Below are 18,417 nucleotides of genomic sequence, written 5' to 3'. Positions count from 1 at the left end.
GCGCTTTCCCTTTTCCAATGAAAAAAAGAAAGGCGGGACGACAATGCTTTTTGATACACATGTTCATTTGAATGCCGATCAATTCGAAGAAGATCTGGAAGAAACGATCCAAAGGGCACGCGAAGCTGGTGTGACGTATATGACGGTTGTCGGTTTTGACAGAAAGACGATTCCTAAGGCACTGGAAATTGCGGAATCTGATGAGAATATTTATGCAGCGGTAGGGTGGCACCCGGTGGACGCCATAGACATGACAGAGGAAGACCTTGCCTGGATTGAAGAGCTTACTTCGCATCCGAAAGTAGTCGCCCTCGGAGAAATGGGGCTCGACTATCACTGGGATAAGTCGCCCGCTGATGTGCAGAAGGAAGTGTTCCGGAAGCAGATCAGGCTTGCTAAAAAAGTCCGCATGCCGATTATCATCCACAACCGCGAGGCAACGGAGGATATTGTGCAGATCCTGAAAGAGGAGAACGCAGCAGAAGTCGGCGGAATTATGCACTGTTACAGCGGCCCTGTGGAAACTGCTCAGGAATGTATCGATATGAATTTTCTCATCTCCCTGGGCGGACCTGTGACCTTTAAAAACGCCAAACTTCCGAAAGAAGTCGCCAAGGCTGTTGATCTCAAGCATCTGCTTGTGGAAACGGACTGTCCTTTTCTCGCCCCTCATCCAAATCGGGGCAGCCGGAACGAGCCGGCTTATGTGAAGCTTGTGGCGGAACAGGTAGCTGAGCTGAAGGACATCTCCTATGAAGAGGTCAGTCGTGTCACAACAGAAAATGCTCTGTCCTTCTTTGGTATTTCCGATTCATAATGGAGGACTTTGGTCATAATATTACAGCTGGTTGAGAATTGTATGGGAATTGTAACATGCCTGTTATGTTATTCATCTGGGCATAAATGCATAATGGAGGAGTCAGTGATTGTCATCTGACTCCTCCATTTTATTTAAAGGGGAGTTAGTTGACATCATTTTGTCACTTGAATACAATGGTACGCGTGCTTTAGAGAGGGGGCCTTTAGGATGATTAGAAAAGAAATTGTAAAAAAAGCTGTCAGTCAAACGACTTTCTGGGCCGTATTATCTGTTATCCTGGTATCCGCCTTTTTAGTGACCGTTACCTATGAAGCCACCAAGGCTTCTGTGCAGGTGACTCAGAACGGAGAAAAAGAATTGATTCGTACCCATGCGGATACGGTGGAGGAATTAATGTCTGACCTGGACGTTGCCGTACAGCCGCATGATGAATTATCACATAAATTATCTGATTCAGTTGAATACGGGATGGATGTTGAATACATAGCATCAAAATCGGTTCACCTGGCCATTGATGGCGGGGAAAAGGAAGACTACTCTACAACGGCAGCTACTGTCGGAGAGTTTTTCAAGGAGAATGATCTGGAATTCAAGGAACACGATCAGCTGTCCCACCAATCCAGTGAGCATCTCGCTGATGGCATGAGTATTGAGGTCGCTGAAGCCTTTCAAGTTACGTTAAATGATGGCGGAGACGAGGAACATATATGGACGACGACTTCCACTGTGGAAGAATTATTGAAAGAACAGGGAATTGAACTCGATGACCTGGATGAATTGAACCTTGATGCGGATGCATGGGTGTCTGCGGATACACCGCTGGAAATCACGCGGGTGGAAAAGGTGACCGACATTGTCGAAGAAGAAACCGATTATTCTGTTGAAGTGAAAAAGGACGACTCCCTTCCGAAAGGGGAGCGTAAGGTGCTTGAGGCAGGGCAGGAAGGTCTTGTGAAGAAGACGTATGAAGTCACGATTGAAAATGGTGAAGAGGTCAGCCGTGAACTGGTAGAAGAAACGGTCGATCAGGAAAGCCGTAGGGAAATCGTAGCGCTTGGCACAAAAGTGGATGAACCCGCACCACAGCCTGTGGTGGCAGCCTCCACTTCGGATGCTGAAAAAGACACAGACTCTTCCCGCAAGGTCGTGCAGACATCTGCCAACGTTTCAAAAAGCAGTCAGGAAACAAGCCGTGAAAAAGAATCAAGTCAAACGATGCGGATGCATGCTACAGCGTACACGGCAGAGTGTGCCGGCTGTTCGGGCGTAACAGCAACGGGAATTGATTTGAATGAAAACCCTGATAAGAAAGTCGTGGCTGTTGATCCGAGTGTCATTCCACTGGGCAGCCGTGTCTGGGTGGAGGGTTATGGATATGCTGTTGCAGGAGATACGGGTGGAGCAATCAACGGGAAACGGATTGATCTTCACGTCTCTTCCAAGAGCGAAGCCTACAACTTTGGTTCAAAAACGGTACAAGTGAAAATACTGGATGAGTGAAGACAGCAGAGGAACCTTTCCTCTGCTTTTTTCCGTGTATAGACTCATGGTATGCTAGGGAGAGGTTTATAAACGGACGTGCAGGGAGGATACACCATTGAAAATTAAAGAGGTCATCGTCGTTGAAGGAAGAGACGACACGGCCAAAATTAAACGGGCCGTGGATGCAGATACCATTGAAACGAACGGCTCGGCTATTGATGAAGAGGTGCTGACACGCATCAAGCATGCGCAGGAGAAGCGGGGCATCATTATTTTTACGGACCCCGATTATCCCGGGGAGCGGATCCGGCATATCATTGCGCAGAAGATTCCGGACTGCAAGCATGCCTTCCTTCCGAAGCACCAGGCCAGAGCAAGGCAGGATAAAGGAATCGGAATAGAGCATGCTTCCATTACGGACATTCAAACGGCTTTAAGCGCTGTCTATGAGCTGATGGATGAAAAGGAAGGGGAAATTTCAAAGCAGGATCTGATTGACCTTGGTTTGATCGGAGGCCCGCATTCTGCTGATTTACGAGAAAAGATAGGCATGGATTTAAATATAGGCAAAACCAATGGAAAGCAGCTGCTCCGCCGGTTGAATATGTTTCATATCACCCGCCGACAGCTGGCTGAAAGTATAGATAGAATCAATCAGGAGGAAAGCTATGAACAATAAAGCGGTTGCGACACCATCACGTACAAAGGAAATACTCGGGAAGTATGGATTTTCGTTTAAGAAAAGCCTCGGACAGAACTTTCTTATCGACGTAAACATTCTGAAGAATATTATTGAAGAGGCTGGTATTCATGAAGAGGCGGGAGCCATTGAAATCGGGCCGGGGATCGGGGCACTTACAGAACAATTGGCCCGTCATGCCGATCGTGTCGTAGCCTTTGAAATTGATCAGCGCCTGCTTCCGATCTTGGAGGATACACTGAGTCCTTATGATAATGTGCATGTCATCAATCAGGATATTCTTCAAGCCGACGTAGAACAGGTCATTCAGGAACAGTTTAAGGAAGGACAGCCGGTCCGGGTTGTCGCCAACCTTCCTTATTACATCACGACGCCTATTCTGATGAAGTTGTTGATGAGTCGGCTGCCGATTGACAGCATTACCGTCATGATCCAAAAGGAAGTGGCCGACCGCATGGCCGCCGAGCCGAATACGAAGAGCTATGGGTCGTTGTCGATTGCTGTCCAGTACTATACAAGAGCAGCCGTGGCCCTGACTGTTCCCAAGACCGTCTTTATGCCGCAGCCGAACGTGGATTCTTCTGTCCTGCACCTGGAGATGCATGATCAGCCGCCGGTACAGGTGGAAGACGAAGACTTTTTCTTTGATGTGGTCAAAGCGACTTTCGGGCAGCGCAGGAAAACGTTGATGAATAACCTGGCCCGTCATTTCAAGGGCCGCATGGATAAGAGTGAACTGCGTGCCCGCCTGGATGAAGCCGGCATTGATCCTTCCCGCCGCGGGGAATCCCTGTCGATGGAAGAGTTTGCAGCTCTTGCGAATGAGTTGTATAAGTAAGACACAAAGCCCATCTTTTCACATACACTAATGTAGTGCTTAGAGTAAGGTGGGGAAGAAATGATATCAAATGGAGACCTCGTTACGAGGAAGTCTTATCAGCACGATGTAATTTTCCGTGTGAAGGAGAAATCCTCTTCCGTCGTCCAGCTGATGGGTGAGCATATCCGCCTCGAGGCGGACGCCCCGCTGGATGATGTGGAAGAAGTCACAGGCGCGGAGTACCACCGTAGAAAAAGCCGCGTGGAGGAGCAGGAAGCCTTTTCCTACCGCTTATTCAGACAGGATTACCGGCTGTTAAGGGAACAGCGGGAAGCGGATGCAGGAAGCGGCTACGGAACCGATGAAGAAACGAGCTACTTTCAAATCCCGCCCCGCATTCTCCATATTGATGGGGATCCGTTGTTTTTAAAAAAATGCATTGCCTTATATGAGCAGCTTGGCCTGCAGGTACACGGACAGTATCTCCATGAGAAGGAAATGCCTCACCAAGTCCTGCCTTTAATAGAAAAAGTCCATCCGGAAATCGTCGTTTTAACGGGACATGACTCGTATTCGAAAGCGAAGGGTCCGGTCAGAGAACTGGAATCGTACCGCCATTCCAAGTACTTTGTCGAAGCTGTGAGGAACATCAGGCGGAGCTACCCTAATTTCGATCAGCTGGTCGTATTTGCAGGAGCCTGCCAGTCGCATTTTGAATCGATCATCCGTGCCGGGGCCAATTTTGCGAGCTCACCATCCCGGGTGAACATCCACGCCATTGATCCTGTGTATGTAGCAGCCAGAGTGGCATATACGTCGTTCAAGGATCATATCAATATATGGGAGGTTATCCGCAACACCATCAGTGGTCAGGATGGGCTTGGCGGAATTGAGACGAAGGGACTTCTTCGGATCGGCATCCCCTATACGAAAAATCAGGAAGAATTATAGCCGTTGTTTCCAACAAACAACGGCTATTCACTTTTTGGATGGCCCGACGTGCAGTCATCCCCTTGTTTCGAATCATCCGGCACTGGATTCCAGCTGATTCAACCCTGCAGAAATTCCGCAAAAAACTACATACTTTTCCTACTTATGGATAACCTAACCAAGAGTAATTATTTATATCATTCTGTTGCAATGTTTTCGATCAGTTGGTATAATTGATAACTTTATTTGACTTTGTCCATAGTCTGTGGTATTCTTATAAACAGTGAGGTGGAGTGCAGTGGCTAAAACGTTAGGTGAAATTAAGCAGTCCCTAGAAGGACAGATTGGTAAACGACTAACTTTGAAAGCAAACGGCGGGCGCCGCAAGACGATTGAGCGTTCCGGTGTTTTAGCAGAAACTTATCCTGCGGTTTTCATTGTCGAGCTTGACCAGGAAGAAAATGCATTTGAACGTGTATCATACAGCTATGCAGATGTACTTACAGAGACAGTCGAACTGACCTTTGATGACCTTAAGACTTTGGCCCTTGAGCAGTGAACCTTCCGTTTGCTGCTTTTTTATTTTGCCTTCATTACGGAAAGCCATGCGTCTGCCCTCTGCGGGCGGCTTTATTGTAGAAGTTCCTGCCAGCATTGTATAGAACTACCGGTTATCCGGTGAGTGGTTTGGCACATACTAACGTTGTCGTAGCTGAGTGAAAGCGAAAGGAGCTGAGAACGATGGGACGTAAGCGCAGCATGATGTCCGATTCGTTTAAAGAAGAGATCGCGAAGGAACTTGGGTTTTACGACAAGGTACAGAAAGATGGCTGGGGCGGCATCTCTGGGCGCGATGCCGGCAACATGGTCAAACGGGCGATACAAATGGCAGAAGAACAAATGGTGAAAAACCGAAACTGAACGTTCCCCTTGATGCCGGGCATCAAGGGGTTTTACAGGTTTATCTGTTTTGCAGGTCCTTCTTCCTCTTCCAGGTGCGAAATATGGTACAATGCTTTCAGATAATCCAGAAGAAGAGGTGCTTATATGCAGATTTTAGAAAAAGCTCCTGCCAAGATAAATTTGTCCTTAGATGTTTTACATAAACGACCGGACGGCTTCCATGAAGTTGAAATGGTGATGACGACCGTTGATTTAGCGGATCGCATCCAGTTGACCCTTCTACGTGAACCTGTCGTAAGAGTGGAATCTGAAAGCCGCTTTGTTCCGAATGATGAACGAAACCTTGCCTACCGGGCGGCAAAGCTGATCCAGGATCGTTTCCGTGTAAAAAAAGGTGTGCATATTCATATTGAAAAAAACATTCCCGTTGCGGCTGGTCTGGCCGGGGGAAGTAGTGACGCAGCGGCTGTCCTGCGCGGAGTGAACCGGATGTGGGGCCTCGGCCTGTCTATGGATGAACTGGCCGTCCTTGGTGCTGAAATCGGTTCGGACGTGTCGTTCTGTGTTTACGGAGGAACAGCGCTTGCGACCGGTCGTGGTGAAAAAATTCAATCGCTGCCGGCTCCGCCGCCATGCTGGGTCGTTCTTTCGAAGCCGACTATCGGCGTATCAACCCAGACGGTTTATCAGAACCTGGACCTTAAAGGAGCGCTTCATCCTGATACCACGGCGATGGTCGAGTCACTGAAGGACGGAAATTACGACGGGATCTGCTCACATGTCGGCAATACACTGGAAGGTGTCACTCTCGGTCTTCATCAGGAAGTCGGCCAGATCAAGGAGCAGATGAAGCAGGCTGGTGCGGACGCTGTGCTCATGAGCGGAAGCGGACCGACGGTGTTCTGTCTTGTTGATCAGGATGCCCGTGCCCAGCGGATTTACAACAGCCTGAAAGGGTTCTGTACGGAGGTTTATATGGTAAGGATGCTTGGTTACCGGGAAACCACTTGATAAATTCCGTACATATTTGTTATATTTAACTAAAATATTCGGATTTTGAGGTGTCCTTACTATGAAAAGAAGTGAAAGGCTCGTTGCGATGACGCATTTTATCCTGGACCAGCCGAGAACGTTGATTTCCCTTCCCTACTTCTCAGAAAAGTACGGAGCGGCCAAGTCCTCCATCAGTGAAGACCTTGGCATCATTAATAAAATGTTCCAGCATGAGGGGATCGGGTATTTGGAAACGATATCCGGTGCCGCCGGAGGAGTGAAGTACATTCCTGTATTCTCGGAAGATTACAGCCGCACGTTCGTCAATCAGCTCTGTGATCGTCTTGAGGACCCGGAACGTCTGCTTCCCGGAGGGTATTTGTTTATGAGTGATATACTCGGGGACCCGGAGACGACGAGGAATATCGGCCGGATGTTCGCCTCCGCCTTCCGGGACAAAGGTGTTGACGTCGTCATGACGGTGGCAACCAAAGGGATTCCCTTAGCTTATGCCGTGGCTTCGTATTTGAACGTTCCAGTCGTCATTGCCCGCCGGGATCCTAAAATATCAGAAGGTTCCACGGTGAGCATCAACTATGTATCAGGCTCCACCCGTAAAATCCAGACCATGGTACTGACGAAGCGTTCCCTCCAGGAAGGCTCGAGAGTCTGCATCATTGATGACTTTATGAAAGCGGGCGGAACCATCAACGGCATGCGGAACCTGTTAAAAGAATTCAACGCAGAACTTGCCGGCATCGGCGTCCTCGCAGAAGCGGAAGATGAAGAGGAGGACCGGGTGGTGGAAGAATATTTATCGCTCGTCCAGATCGTCAATGCGGACGACCGCCGTTCAACCATCGAAGTCCGTCCGGGCAATCTGCTTGAAAATATCTAACCTTTTCCAAAGCTCTCATTCTTTTGTATGAGGGCTTTTTTCATGGCCGGAAAACCATCAGGGAGCCTGGAGTTCATCGAATATAAAAATTTTTTAGAAAACAGGCAGGAATTTTTCCCGTTTTGTGGAATTTGTGTTACATAAGTTCTTTTGGATAAAAAAGGTGGTGAAATTAATGGAAGTAACTGACGTAAGACTGCGACGCGTGAATACCGATGGAAGAATGCGAGCAATTGCTTCTATTACCTTGGACCAGGAATTTGTTGTCCATGACATACGGGTGATTGATGGCAACAACGGATTGTTTGTGGCGATGCCGAGCAAGCGGACTCCGGATGGAGAGTTCCGTGACATTGCACACCCGATCAATTCAGGTACACGTGGAAAGATCCAGGACGCTGTACTTGAAGCCTATCACCAGGCTGGTGAAGAGGAAGGAGCAGAGGTGGAATTCGAAGAAGCCGGGGCCTCCTGATACTTAGGAAACAACAAGAGTCTAACCGATGCGGTTAGGCTCTTTTTTCTGTTCTGGTAAAACCTTCATGCATTGTCCTATATTGTTGAAAATACCCCTGGATTAAGATATGATTCAAAGTGGATAATTAGGATGGAGGTTCTTTCATGACGAATCGATATGCCGTCGTACTGGCAGCTGGACAAGGGACACGTATGAAATCGAAACTGTACAAGGTTCTGCACCCTGTATGTGGGAAACCGATGGTTCAGCATGTCGTCGACCAGTTGAATACATTAGATCTAAGTGAATTGATTACAGTAGTAGGATTTGGAGCGGAAAAAGTTCAGGAACAGCTTGGTTCGGACAGTCATTATGTCGTCCAGAAAGAACAGCTGGGCACAGGCCACGCCGTTCAACAGGCCGATGACATCCTTGCTGATAAAGAAGGAACGACTGTTGTCGTCTGTGGTGATACGCCTCTATTGACAGCTGAAACCCTTCAGAAACTTCTCGATCATCACGAAGCGCAGAACGCAAAAGCCACCATTTTAACGGCTCACGCGGATGACCCTCATGGATATGGACGTGTCATCCGTGGCGGAAACGGCCAGGTGGAACGTATTGTAGAGCAGAAGGATGCATCAGAAGAAGAACAGGCGATTCAGGAAATCAATACAGGAACGTACTGCTTTGATAATGCCCTGCTTTTTGACGCATTGAAAAATGTTTCCAATGACAACGTTCAGGGAGAGTATTACCTTCCGGATGTGGTCGAAATTCTTAAAGACCGCGGGGAAACAATCAGTGCCTATCAGACACCGGAATTCTCTGAATCCCTTGGAGTCAACGACCGTGTAGCTCTGGCAAAAGCAGAAAAATTAATGAAAGCACGCATTAACGAGAAACATATGAGAAATGGTGTCAGCTTGATCGATCCGGATCAGACGTATATCGGTCCTGATGTCACCATCGGACAGGATGTCACCATCTATCCGGGAACCGTCATTGAAGGAACGACAACGATTGAAAATGATGCTGTCGTCGGTCCTCATACGACAATCAGCAACTGTCATGTCGGAGCGGAAACGTCGATCAAGCAGAGCGCGGCCTCAGACAGCCGTATCGGAAACCGTGTGCAGATCGGACCGTTCGCCCACATCCGTCCGCAGTCTGATCTCGGCAATGATGTAAAAGTCGGCAATTTTGTTGAAGTGAAAAAAGCCTCCTTCGGAGACGGAAGCAAAGCCTCCCACCTCAGCTACATCGGAGATGCGGAAGTGGGAAGCGGTGTGAACATCGGCTGCGGTACAATTACCGTCAATTACGACGGTCAGAACAAGCATTTGACGACAATCGAAGATGATGCCTTTATCGGCTGCAACTCCAATCTGATCGCACCGGTAACGGTCGGCCGGGGAGCCTATGTGGCAGCCGGATCCACCATCAATCAGGACGTACCGTCAGAGGCACTGTCTATTGCCCGTTCAAGACAGACGAACAAAGAGGGCTATGCAAATAAAATGAAATCGATCAAAAAAGATTAACGGAGGGTAACATCCATGCCAACTGGATATAAAGATTCAAAACTGAAAGTATTCTCGCTTAACTCGAACCCGGGCCTTGCGAAGGAAATAGCGGACAACATTGGAGTGGAACTTGGGAAATGTACAGTTACAAGCTTCAGTGACGGAGAGATTCAAATCAATATCGAAGAAAGTATCCGCGGCTGCGATGTGTATATCGTCCAATCGACCTGCGAGCCTGTCAACCAGCACATCATGGAACTGTTGATTATGATCGATGCTCTTAAGCGTGCATCTGCCCGTACCATCAATGTTGTTATGCCTTACTACGGCTATGCCCGCCAGGATCGTAAGGCCCGTGCCCGTGAGCCGATTACGGCCAAATTGATTGCCGATCTGCTTGAAACGGCGGGAGCTTCCCGTGTCCTTATGCTTGATCTGCACGCACCGCAGATCCAAGGGTTCTTTAACCTGCCGATCGATCACCTTGTCGGAGTACCTATTCTTTCTGATTACTTTGAAGAGAAGAATTTTGATGATGTCGTCATCGTATCCCCGGACCACGGCGGTGTAACCCGTGCCCGTAAAATGGCCGACCGTCTGAAGGCTCCGATTGCGATTATCGATAAACGCCGTCCACGACCGAACGTCGCGGAAGTGATGAACATTGTCGGAAACATCGAAGGGAAGACGGCCATTCTGATCGATGATATCATCGATACAGCAGGTACCATTACCCTCGCCGCCAATGCGCTCGTGGAAAACGGAGCCACTGAGGTTTACGCGTGCTGTACGCACCCTGTCTTATCCGGACCGGCGATTGACCGGATTGAGAACTCTAAAATTAAAGAATTGGTCGTGACCAATACCATTCCGCTCGGCGAAGAAAAAGCGAGCGGTAAGATTACGGAACTTTCCGTAGCAGGCTTGATCAGCGAAGCGATTATCCGTGTTCACGAACGCCAGTCCATCAGCATACTATTCGATTAATTTACAAAAATACGTTTAGCACTCTGCTTTAATGGGAAACTTTTATTAATGATTGGTAAATTAATGGAGGTTGATTATTTTGGCTATTACGTTGAAAGCGAAACAAAGACAAAATCTCAAACAATCCGTCACGCGTGAACTGCGCCAGGAGGGAAGTATCCCAAGTGTTGTTTACGGAAATGACAAAGAACCGATCACGGTTGCTGTTAACAGCATAGAGTTACTTAAAACTGTTCGTGATGAAGGGAAGAATGCGATCATTTCCCTGAATATCGAAGGTAAAGATACAGTTGATGTGATGCTGCATGACTATCAGGTGGATCCATTGAAGGATGAATTGATCCATGCCGACTTTTATGTCGTGAACATGTCTCAGGAGATGGATGTGGAAGTACCGGTTCGTCTGGAAGGAGAAGCTGCCGGCAGCAAAGAAGGCGGTGTCGTTCAGCAGCCGCTTTATGACCTTGCCGTTCGTGCAAAACCTGCAGATATTCCGGAAGAAATCGTCGTGGATATCTCTGAATTGAACATCGGTGACAGCGTGATGGTCAGTGATCTGAAAGCTTCCCGTAATTATGAAATTACAGAAGATGACAATACGACCATTGTTTCCGTAACACCACCGGAGGAAATGCCGGAGGAAGAACCGGAACCGTTGGAAGTTGATGCTGATCCAGAAGCGTCCGAAGAGAAATTCGAGGACGAAAAAGCTGGAACGGATGAAGCGAAACAGTAAAACAGAATCCCATGGATCAAGGGGCGCGGCCATAAAGGCCCGCCCCTTTTCTGTGTTTAGAAACGATGGAAAAGGGGATGGTAGGAATACATCGGCCTTTCCAGCGTGTTTTGACATTATTTTTGATTCAGCTTTGCTATAATAGATGGTATTAGAGAAAAAGGGAGTTCATTATGAAATGTATTGTTGGTCTCGGCAACCCGGGAAAGAAGTATGACCGGACCCGTCATAATGCCGGGTTTATGGTGCTTGATGAATGGGCGGAACGCAACAACTGGTCATTCAGTCAAAAGAAATTCAATGGTTTATATACAATGGAGCGTATGGATGGCGAGAAAGTGGTGCTCCTGAAGCCACAGACCTATATGAATTTGTCAGGAGAGTCGCTGAGACCGCTGATGGATTATTATGATCTGGATGTGGAGGATATCCTTGTCGTTTACGATGACCTTGATCTTCCCCCCGGAAAAATCCGCCTGCGCAAAAAAGGCGGCCACGGAGGTCACAACGGCATCCGCAGTATCATCGACCATCTCGGTACGAAGGAGTTCAAACGGCTTCGTGTCGGTGTAGGACGCCCGGAAGGCTCCAAAACCGTCATCGATCATGTGCTCGGAACGTTTACAAAAGAAGAGATTCCTCACGTCGAAGACAGTATCGATTACGCTGTGAAAGCATGTGAGGCATGGGTCGGTCAGACCTTTGACGAAGTGATGAATACGTACAATATGAAATGATACCTGTTTACTACTGAGTTCGTATAACGGACCACAAGGACGGTAACACTATCTACCATCACCCCTTCAAGGAGGATGGACATGAAAATACGATACTTCTGCCGTCATTGTGAGAATCAGGTTGGAGAATTAGATGCAGCACACGTGGATGTTTCTCAACTAGGGTTTGATCTGTTGAATGATCAGGATCAGGAACAGATGGTTCATATGACCGCTGATGGCGGTATGAATATACGGACGATCTGTGACTCGTGTAAAGAATCATTGGACGAACATCCACATTACCATGAACTGGACCATTTTATTCAGTAAATCCCGACCCCCAGCTTCTGCTGGGGGAAAAGGTGGTGGAGGAATTCGTTATGCAAGGGATAAAGGATTATTTACATCCAAAGGAAGATGTACAGTCCGTGATTGAAGGCTTTCAATCCGGAATGAAAGAACAAATGGTGGCTGGTCTATCCGGAGCCTCCAGGAGCCTGATGATTTCTCTTCTTCAGCAATCCCTGGATCGTCCGGTTATTCTTGTCACTCATCAATTGATACAAGCACAGCAGCTGTATGACGACATGCAGGAGCTTGCAGACCCTGATCAGGTTCATCTGTATCCGGTCAATGAACTGATTGCATCGGAAATCGCTGTTGCGAGTCCTGAACTCCGCAGTCAGAGAATCGAAGCGCTCAGCCAGTGGCTGAATCAGGAAAAGGGTGTATTGATCGCACCTGTAGCTGCTTTGAAACGTATGATGCCGCCGCAATCCTATTGGGAGCGTAACCTGCTCCCTTTTCGTGTTGGAGAAGAAATCAACCTGGAGGATTACCTGGAACGGTTTATCAGTATGGGGTATGAGCGTACGGAAATGGTGGCGACCCCGGGGGAGTTCTCTCTTCGTGGGGGAATTCTGGATGTGTATCCATTAACCGCCGAATTCCCGTACCGGATCGAGTTGTTCGATACAGAAGTGGACTCGATTCGGACCTTTGATTCAGAAACCCAGCGCTCCCATCAAAAGGTGGAGGCTGTCACCATCGGGCCGGCGACAGAACTGCTGTTGACGTCCGAGGACTTTACAAGAGCCCACCATCGTCTGGAAAACGCACTGGCTCATTCCTTGAAGAAGCTGACGCAGACCGAATCCAAGGAAACGTTGAGCCGGGTCATTGATCATGACCTGGAGCGTCTGAAGCAGCAGGAACGATTCCAGGAAATGTATAAGTACATTGAAATGTTCTATGAGGAGCCTGTCAGTCTACTAGACTACTTGTCTAAGGACGGGCTTATCGTTTTAGATGAGATGAGCCGGATACAGGAAACCGCCCACCGTCTGGATCAGGAAGAGGGTGAATGGCTGCAGAGCATGCTCGAGGCGAATCAGTCGGTACGCGATCTCCGCTTATCCTTTGACTGGCAGGATACGTGGAATAAAATGGAACACCCCCGTCTTTATTTATCTGTTTTTATGCGTCATATTGCCAATACCCAGCCTCAGAACATCGTCAATATTTCCAGTCGGCAGATGCAGCAGTTCCACGGACAGATGAATTTATTGAAAAATGAGATGGACCGCTGGGAGAAGCAGGACTACTCTGTCGTGATTCTCGCACCGGACGGAAACCGCCAGGAGAAGATCCAGGGAGTGCTGGCGGATTACGATATTGAAGCTGTTCCTGCTAAAGGGGAACCGGAACTCCCGCTTGTGAAGCCGACCATTGTGATCGGCAACATCAGCAGCGGTTTTGAATGGCCGATGCACAAAATGGCCGTTCTGACGGAAAAGGAATTGTTCAAAAAGCGGACGGCCAAGCCGAAACGCAGACAGAAGATGTCCAACGCCGAACGGATCAAAAACTATCAGGAGCTTAAAGTCGGCGACTATATTGTGCACGCCAGTCACGGAATCGGGAAATACCTCGGAATTGAAACGCTGAAAATGGGAGGAAGTCATAAGGACTTCCTGATGGTGAATTACTCGGGGAACGACAAATTGTATGTCCCGATCGATCAGATCGATATGATCCAGAAATATGTCGGTTCTGAAGGCAAGGAACCGAAAGTGTATAAACTGGGCGGCAGTGAATGGAAAAAAGTCAAAAGCCGTGTGCAGTCCTCTGTTGAAGATATTGCTGATGACTTGATCGAACTGTATGCCGAGCGTGAAGCATCCAAAGGGCATGCCTTTCAGGAAGACGGCGAAATGCAGCGTGAATTTGAAGCAGCTTTCCCGTATGAGGAAACAGAGGATCAGCTCCGCTGTATCGAAGAGATCAAGGCAGACATGGAGCAGATCCGTCCGATGGACCGCCTGCTCTGCGGGGACGTCGGCTACGGGAAAACCGAAGTGGCGATCCGCGCCGCCTTCAAAGCGATTGCAGAAGGCAAACAGGTGGCACTGCTCGTACCGACGACGATTCTTGCACAGCAGCATTATGAGACGCTTCAGGAACGCTTTCAGGGCTTCGGTGTCAATGTAGGCCTAATGAGCCGCTTCCGCACGAAAAAGCAGCAGAAGGAGACGACAGACCGGTTGAGAAAAGGACTGGTTGATGTCGTCGTAGGTACCCACCGGGTTCTTTCTAAGGACGTCGAGTTCAAGGACCTCGGTCTCTTAATTGTGGATGAAGAGCAGCGTTTCGGGGTGAAGCATAAAGAGAAAATCAAACAGTTGAAAAACAATGTCGACGTTTTGACCCTTACAGCGACGCCGATCCCACGAACACTGCACATGTCGATGCTCGGCGTTCGTGATTTGTCCGTGATTGAAACGCCGCCGGCCAACCGATTCCCGATCCAGACGTACGTACTGGAATACAACCCGATCTTCCTGAGGGAAGCAGTGGAACGGGAAATGGCAAGGGACGGTCAGGTGTTCTTCCTGTTTAACCGGGTGGAGAATATTGAACGGATGGCGCAGGAGATTGCTGAACTTGTTCCGGAAGCACGGGTGAGCTTTGCTCATGGACAGATGAATGAAACGGAACTGGAGAACGTTATGTTCTCCTTCCTCGGCGGGGAGTCTGACGTGCTTGTCAGTACGACGATCATTGAAACAGGGGTGGACATTCCAAACGTGAACACCTTGATTGTCTATGATGCGGACCGGATGGGGCTTAGTCAGCTGTATCAGCTGCGTGGACGTGTCGGACGTTCCAACCGTGTAGCCTACGCGTACTTTACGTATCAGAAAGACAAGGTGCTCACAGAAGTAGCAGAAAAAAGGCTCCAGGCGATCAAAGAATTCACCGAGCTTGGATCCGGGTTCAAGATTGCCATGCGTGACTTGTCCATCCGTGGAGCCGGTAACCTGCTCGGTTCCCAGCAGCACGGGTATATCGATTCGGTCGGTTTTGATATGTATTCCCAAATGCTCAAAGATGCGATCGAAGCGAAGCGTCAAGGCAAAAAGCCGGAAGAAGTCCAGCCTTTCCAGCCGGAGCTTGATTTGAGCGTGGATGCCTATATTCCGGATGATTACATCGCTGATGAAAAACAGAAAATCGATATGTACAAATTGTTCCAGGCGGTGGAGTCTGTCGAGGATATTCAGGACCTCAGGGATGAGCTGATCGACAGGTTCGGGGACTACCCGGGAGAAGTGGAAAATCTCTTCCGTGTCTCCAGCATCAAGCTGCAGGCGAAGCGGGCCAGGATTGAATCCGTCGCAGAGAAGAAGAAGAAAATCGAAATGGTGATGGAAGCGGAACAGAGCCGTGACATCGATGGATCCAAATTGTTCGACTTTGCCAACTCTTATGGAAGGATGGTTCAGCTCGGCACCGAGGACAGCCAGCTGAAGGTGACCTTCACATGGGACCGCAAACAGGAATTCGACCGCTACAGGCTTGTGGAAGAATTCATCGGCCGTCTGCCGGAGATGATGAGAGAAACAACAACAGCCTGATAAATATCACCCTGTTGCTGCAGGGTGGTCCGGCCTGGAGAGAAACCCTGTGTTTTTCTCCAGGCTTTTTTTTTATGCCTCCAGGAGTATAGATCATTCCTTATCCGCGGACGAGCGTCCAAGTTTGAAGCTGATTTTTAACAAGTTGAAAATCAGAGGGGTGCTATCCTGCTTGAGGATAGGTTTACATTATTTATGAAAAAAACCAGACCAAGGGTGTATAGGTTTTTATTGCTGACCCATACTATCGTTAATCACCCGCTTGTTCTGCTTGCTCTTCAACAGGAGAAGGAAAGGTAGTCATCACAGAAAAGGAGGCAGCATAAAAGAATGAAAGCAACTGGTATTGTACGTCGTATTGATGATCTAGGCCGTGTTGTTATTCCGAAAGAAATCCGCCGCACCCTCAGAATCCGTGAAGGAGATCCTCTGGAAATATTCGTGGACAGAGAAGGGGAAGTCATTCTGAAGAAATATTCCCCGATCAGTGAACTGGGTGATTTTGCGAAGGAATATGCGGAAGCCTTAAGTGAGTCCCTGGAATCCCCTGTTCTTATATGTGACCGGGACGAGTATATTGCTGTGGCTGGTGGAGGCAAAAAAGAATACATGAACCGGTCGATCGGATCAAAAGTGGAGGAAGTGATGGACTCGCGGTCCATGGCTTCTGAAAAGCATCCGGATCCAGTGGAATTCGTCCGCGGGCAGGAAGAAGACGTCATTTCCTATCTTATTCATCCTATCATCGCCCAGGGAGACCCCATTGGCTGTGTGATTGCGTTCAATAAAGAAGGAGCACCTCTTGAAGGCGGCGCAGATAAGGCGGTCCAGACGGCAGCAAGTTTTCTCGCCAAACAGATGGAATAACACGAAGGTCAGGCCGATGGTCTGGCCTTTTCCTATGATATAATGGAAGTTCTGAACACATACATATGAGGAGAACGTTCCAAAATGACTCGAACATCTACACCATCTATTTTAAAAGGCGCCTTCATTCTTTCTATGGCTGGTTTGATCAGCAAAGTCATCAGCGCCGGCTACCGGGTGCCCCTGCAGAATCTGACCGGGGATCTTGGGTTTTATGTATATCAGCAGGTCTATCCGATTCTCGGAATGGCCCTGGTGCTGGCTTTGTACGGTTTCCCCGGTGCGATTTCAAAATTCATATCCGATCGGGACCACACCGGCGGTCCTGCGTCCCTTCCATCTTTTTATCTGCCTGTATTCCTTCTGCTTACAGCCTTTAGTTTGTTCATCGTGGCTGCCGGCTGGATGCAGGCTCCCCGGCTGGCCCGTTGGATGGACGATCCACACCTGACACAGGCCGTCCGCACATCTTTTTGTGTCTTTCTGTTTATTCCTGTGATTTCTATTCTTCGGGGCGTTTTTCAGGGGAAAAACGATATGACTCCGACCGCTGTATCCCAGATCGTGGAGCAGGTCTTTCGAGTGGCTGTTATTATCACCACGGCTCTTGCGGTTTCCCGAAGCAGAGATTTGTACCACATCGGAACCGGAGCGGCCTATGGAAGTATGGCAGGAGCGGCAGCAGCTTCTCTTGTCCTTTTCCTTTGGATGATCAAAAAAAGGGGAGTATGGACTTTTCAGCGCTCTCCTGTCCAGGCTTCCTTCAGCAGACACATCCTTCTGTATGGAGTATTGATTTCCTTTAACTATATGCTGCTGTTGTCCCTGCAGCTTGTCGATGCCTTCACCCTTGTTCCGCAGCTGATCCAGAACGGGTATCATCCGGAAGAGGCGAAGGTTGTAAAGGGGATTTATGACCGGGGACAGCCATTGATTCAATTGGGTACCATCCTGGCTTCTTCCCTTGCTCTTGCTTTGATTCCTTCTGTGACACGTCGGCGGATGGAGGAGAATCCGGAGTTGGTCCGGTCTTCGATTGCCAGTGCCGGAAAAATCACACTCTACCTCGCCACCGGAGCGGCCGCCGGGTTGATCTTCCTTTTTCCTGATGTGAACGAGGTCTTTTTCCAGGATGCTGCTGGGAGCGGTTATTTACGCGTACTGATGCTCGTTATCATTGCCAGTTCCCTGTCCATTACGACTGCTTCTGTCCTGCAGGGACTCGGGCGGATCCGTCACACAGCTGTTCTTGTCATGGCCGGGATCGGTGTGAAGGGAGCGGCTAATTTTCTATGGATACCATCGGCCGGTATTTACGGTGCTTCTCTTGCTTCGTTAACCGCTGTTACTTTTGTTTTGTTTGGAAATATCGTAATCTTAAGGAAAGATCTTTCATTATGGAGATGGCGGTACCTTCCGTGGGGACCCCTGGCCCTTGCCGTTGCAGGAATGTCTGCAGGATTGTACATAAGCAGGGGAGCGGCCAAAGCTTTATTCGCCCTGGATGGCCGGCTGCCTCTTCTTCTTTATATTCTGGCCCTATCTGTCGGGGGAGCTGTAGTCTTCGTCCTGATTCTGATCAGGACCGGCGGTTTTACAAGAAAGGAGATAGAAGCTCTTCCCTCGAGTAACCGGCTGATTCAATTATTACCGAAAGGATGA

General features: G+C 48.7%; 18 protein-coding genes. All 18 read left to right on the top strand.

Going from position 1 to position 18,417, the window contains the following annotated elements:
- Positions 1-43 precede the first annotated feature (43 nt).
- Positions 44-817, top strand: a complete 774-nt coding sequence (locus tag H615_RS0101410) for a TatD family hydrolase (protein ID WP_027953493.1) — start codon at positions 44-46, stop codon at positions 815-817.
- Between the two features lie 210 nt (positions 818-1,027).
- The gene (locus H615_RS22765) at positions 1,028-2,320 is read left to right on the top strand and encodes a G5 and 3D domain-containing protein (protein ID WP_027953492.1); all 1,293 of its coding nucleotides are present in this window, start codon (positions 1,028-1,030) and stop codon (positions 2,318-2,320) included.
- A gap of 97 nt (positions 2,321-2,417) precedes the next feature.
- On the top strand, positions 2,418-2,981 hold the full coding sequence (gene rnmV, locus H615_RS0101400) for a ribonuclease M5 (protein WP_027953491.1): 564 nt from the start codon (positions 2,418-2,420) through the stop codon (positions 2,979-2,981).
- The gene (gene rsmA, locus H615_RS0101395; protein ID WP_027953490.1) at positions 2,971-3,840 is read left to right on the top strand and encodes a 16S rRNA (adenine(1518)-N(6)/adenine(1519)-N(6))-dimethyltransferase RsmA; all 870 of its coding nucleotides are present in this window, start codon (positions 2,971-2,973) and stop codon (positions 3,838-3,840) included. Before rnmV ends, rsmA begins: the two co-directional genes overlap by 11 nt.
- 60 nt (positions 3,841-3,900) lie before the next feature.
- Complete coding sequence (gene yabG / locus H615_RS0101390; protein ID WP_027953489.1) at positions 3,901-4,773, top strand: sporulation peptidase YabG; 873 nt, start codon at positions 3,901-3,903, stop codon at positions 4,771-4,773.
- A gap of 277 nt (positions 4,774-5,050) precedes the next feature.
- Positions 5,051-5,311 (top strand): biofilm formation stimulator Veg, encoded by a 261-nt coding sequence (gene veg, locus H615_RS0101385; RefSeq protein WP_027953488.1) that lies wholly within the window; start codon positions 5,051-5,053, stop codon positions 5,309-5,311.
- 182 nt (positions 5,312-5,493) lie between these two features.
- Positions 5,494-5,673: a small, acid-soluble spore protein, alpha/beta type gene (locus H615_RS0101380; protein ID WP_027953487.1), complete on the top strand. Its 180-nt coding sequence runs from the start codon at positions 5,494-5,496 to the stop codon at positions 5,671-5,673.
- 126 nt (positions 5,674-5,799) lie between these two features.
- Positions 5,800-6,666 (top strand): 4-(cytidine 5'-diphospho)-2-C-methyl-D-erythritol kinase, encoded by an 867-nt coding sequence (gene ispE / locus H615_RS0101375; RefSeq protein WP_027953486.1) that lies wholly within the window; start codon positions 5,800-5,802, stop codon positions 6,664-6,666.
- A 61-nt stretch (positions 6,667-6,727) separates the two neighbouring features.
- Positions 6,728-7,546 carry a pur operon repressor gene (gene purR / locus H615_RS0101370; RefSeq protein ID WP_027953485.1) on the top strand — a complete coding sequence of 273 codons (819 nt, stop codon included), beginning with the start codon at positions 6,728-6,730 and terminating at the stop codon, positions 7,544-7,546.
- A gap of 175 nt (positions 7,547-7,721) precedes the next feature.
- Entirely contained in the window at positions 7,722-8,021 is a 300-nt protein-coding gene (gene spoVG / locus H615_RS0101365) for a septation regulator SpoVG (RefSeq protein WP_027953484.1), read from the top strand.
- 146 nt (positions 8,022-8,167) lie between these two features.
- The gene (gene glmU / locus H615_RS0101360; RefSeq protein WP_027953483.1) at positions 8,168-9,547 is read left to right on the top strand and encodes a bifunctional UDP-N-acetylglucosamine diphosphorylase/glucosamine-1-phosphate N-acetyltransferase GlmU; all 1,380 of its coding nucleotides are present in this window, start codon (positions 8,168-8,170) and stop codon (positions 9,545-9,547) included.
- A gap of 15 nt (positions 9,548-9,562) precedes the next feature.
- A complete protein-coding gene (locus H615_RS0101355) occupies positions 9,563-10,516 on the top strand; it encodes a ribose-phosphate diphosphokinase (RefSeq protein WP_027953482.1) in 954 nt (317 codons plus the stop codon).
- 79 nt (positions 10,517-10,595) lie between these two features.
- A complete protein-coding gene (locus H615_RS0101350) occupies positions 10,596-11,252 on the top strand; it encodes a 50S ribosomal protein L25/general stress protein Ctc (RefSeq protein WP_027953481.1) in 657 nt (218 codons plus the stop codon).
- A 173-nt stretch (positions 11,253-11,425) separates the two neighbouring features.
- Entirely contained in the window at positions 11,426-11,989 is a 564-nt protein-coding gene (gene pth / locus H615_RS0101345; RefSeq protein WP_027953480.1) for an aminoacyl-tRNA hydrolase, read from the top strand.
- A gap of 81 nt (positions 11,990-12,070) precedes the next feature.
- Complete coding sequence (gene fin / locus H615_RS0101340; RefSeq protein WP_027953479.1) at positions 12,071-12,301, top strand: anti-sigma-F factor Fin; 231 nt, start codon at positions 12,071-12,073, stop codon at positions 12,299-12,301.
- Positions 12,302-12,351: 50 nt separating this feature from the next.
- Complete coding sequence (gene mfd, locus H615_RS0101335; protein WP_027953478.1) at positions 12,352-15,888, top strand: transcription-repair coupling factor; 3,537 nt, start codon at positions 12,352-12,354, stop codon at positions 15,886-15,888.
- A 330-nt stretch (positions 15,889-16,218) separates the two neighbouring features.
- Positions 16,219-16,755 (top strand): stage V sporulation protein T, encoded by a 537-nt coding sequence (gene spoVT, locus H615_RS0101330; protein ID WP_027953477.1) that lies wholly within the window; start codon positions 16,219-16,221, stop codon positions 16,753-16,755.
- Positions 16,756-16,839: 84 nt separating this feature from the next.
- Positions 16,840-18,417: a putative polysaccharide biosynthesis protein gene (locus tag H615_RS0101325; protein ID WP_027953476.1), complete on the top strand. Its 1,578-nt coding sequence runs from the start codon at positions 16,840-16,842 to the stop codon at positions 18,415-18,417.

The sequence above is a fragment of the Halobacillus kuroshimensis DSM 18393 genome, assembly GCF_000425705.1.
GTDB classification, from domain to species: Bacteria; Bacillota; Bacilli; order Bacillales; family Halobacillaceae; genus Halobacillus; species Halobacillus kuroshimensis.
The sequence above is the reverse complement of the archived record's forward strand: the minus strand, read 5'-3'. Positions and strand labels throughout refer to the sequence as shown.

What these genes read in the sequence shown, in the direction of transcription:
- H615_RS0101410 (WP_027953493.1), top strand. Translation starts at nt 44, where the DNA reads ATGCTTTTTGATACACATGTTCATTTGAATGCCGATCAATTCGAAGAA.
- H615_RS22765 (WP_027953492.1), top strand. Translation starts at nt 1,028, where the DNA reads ATGATTAGAAAAGAAATTGTAAAAAAAGCTGTCAGTCAAACGACTTTC.
- rsmA (WP_027953490.1), top strand. Translation starts at nt 2,971, where the DNA reads ATGAACAATAAAGCGGTTGCGACACCATCACGTACAAAGGAAATACTC.
- yabG (WP_027953489.1), top strand. Translation starts at nt 3,901, where the DNA reads ATGATATCAAATGGAGACCTCGTTACGAGGAAGTCTTATCAGCACGAT.
- H615_RS0101380 (WP_027953487.1), top strand. Translation starts at nt 5,494, where the DNA reads ATGGGACGTAAGCGCAGCATGATGTCCGATTCGTTTAAAGAAGAGATC.
- ispE (WP_027953486.1), top strand. Translation starts at nt 5,800, where the DNA reads ATGCAGATTTTAGAAAAAGCTCCTGCCAAGATAAATTTGTCCTTAGAT.
- purR (WP_027953485.1), top strand. Translation starts at nt 6,728, where the DNA reads ATGAAAAGAAGTGAAAGGCTCGTTGCGATGACGCATTTTATCCTGGAC.
- spoVG (WP_027953484.1), top strand. Translation starts at nt 7,722, where the DNA reads ATGGAAGTAACTGACGTAAGACTGCGACGCGTGAATACCGATGGAAGA.
- glmU (WP_027953483.1), top strand. Translation starts at nt 8,168, where the DNA reads ATGACGAATCGATATGCCGTCGTACTGGCAGCTGGACAAGGGACACGT.
- H615_RS0101355 (WP_027953482.1), top strand. Translation starts at nt 9,563, where the DNA reads ATGCCAACTGGATATAAAGATTCAAAACTGAAAGTATTCTCGCTTAAC.
- pth (WP_027953480.1), top strand. Translation starts at nt 11,426, where the DNA reads ATGAAATGTATTGTTGGTCTCGGCAACCCGGGAAAGAAGTATGACCGG.
- fin (WP_027953479.1), top strand. Translation starts at nt 12,071, where the DNA reads ATGAAAATACGATACTTCTGCCGTCATTGTGAGAATCAGGTTGGAGAA.
- mfd (WP_027953478.1), top strand. Translation starts at nt 12,352, where the DNA reads ATGCAAGGGATAAAGGATTATTTACATCCAAAGGAAGATGTACAGTCC.
- spoVT (WP_027953477.1), top strand. Translation starts at nt 16,219, where the DNA reads ATGAAAGCAACTGGTATTGTACGTCGTATTGATGATCTAGGCCGTGTT.
- H615_RS0101325 (WP_027953476.1), top strand. Translation starts at nt 16,840, where the DNA reads ATGACTCGAACATCTACACCATCTATTTTAAAAGGCGCCTTCATTCTT.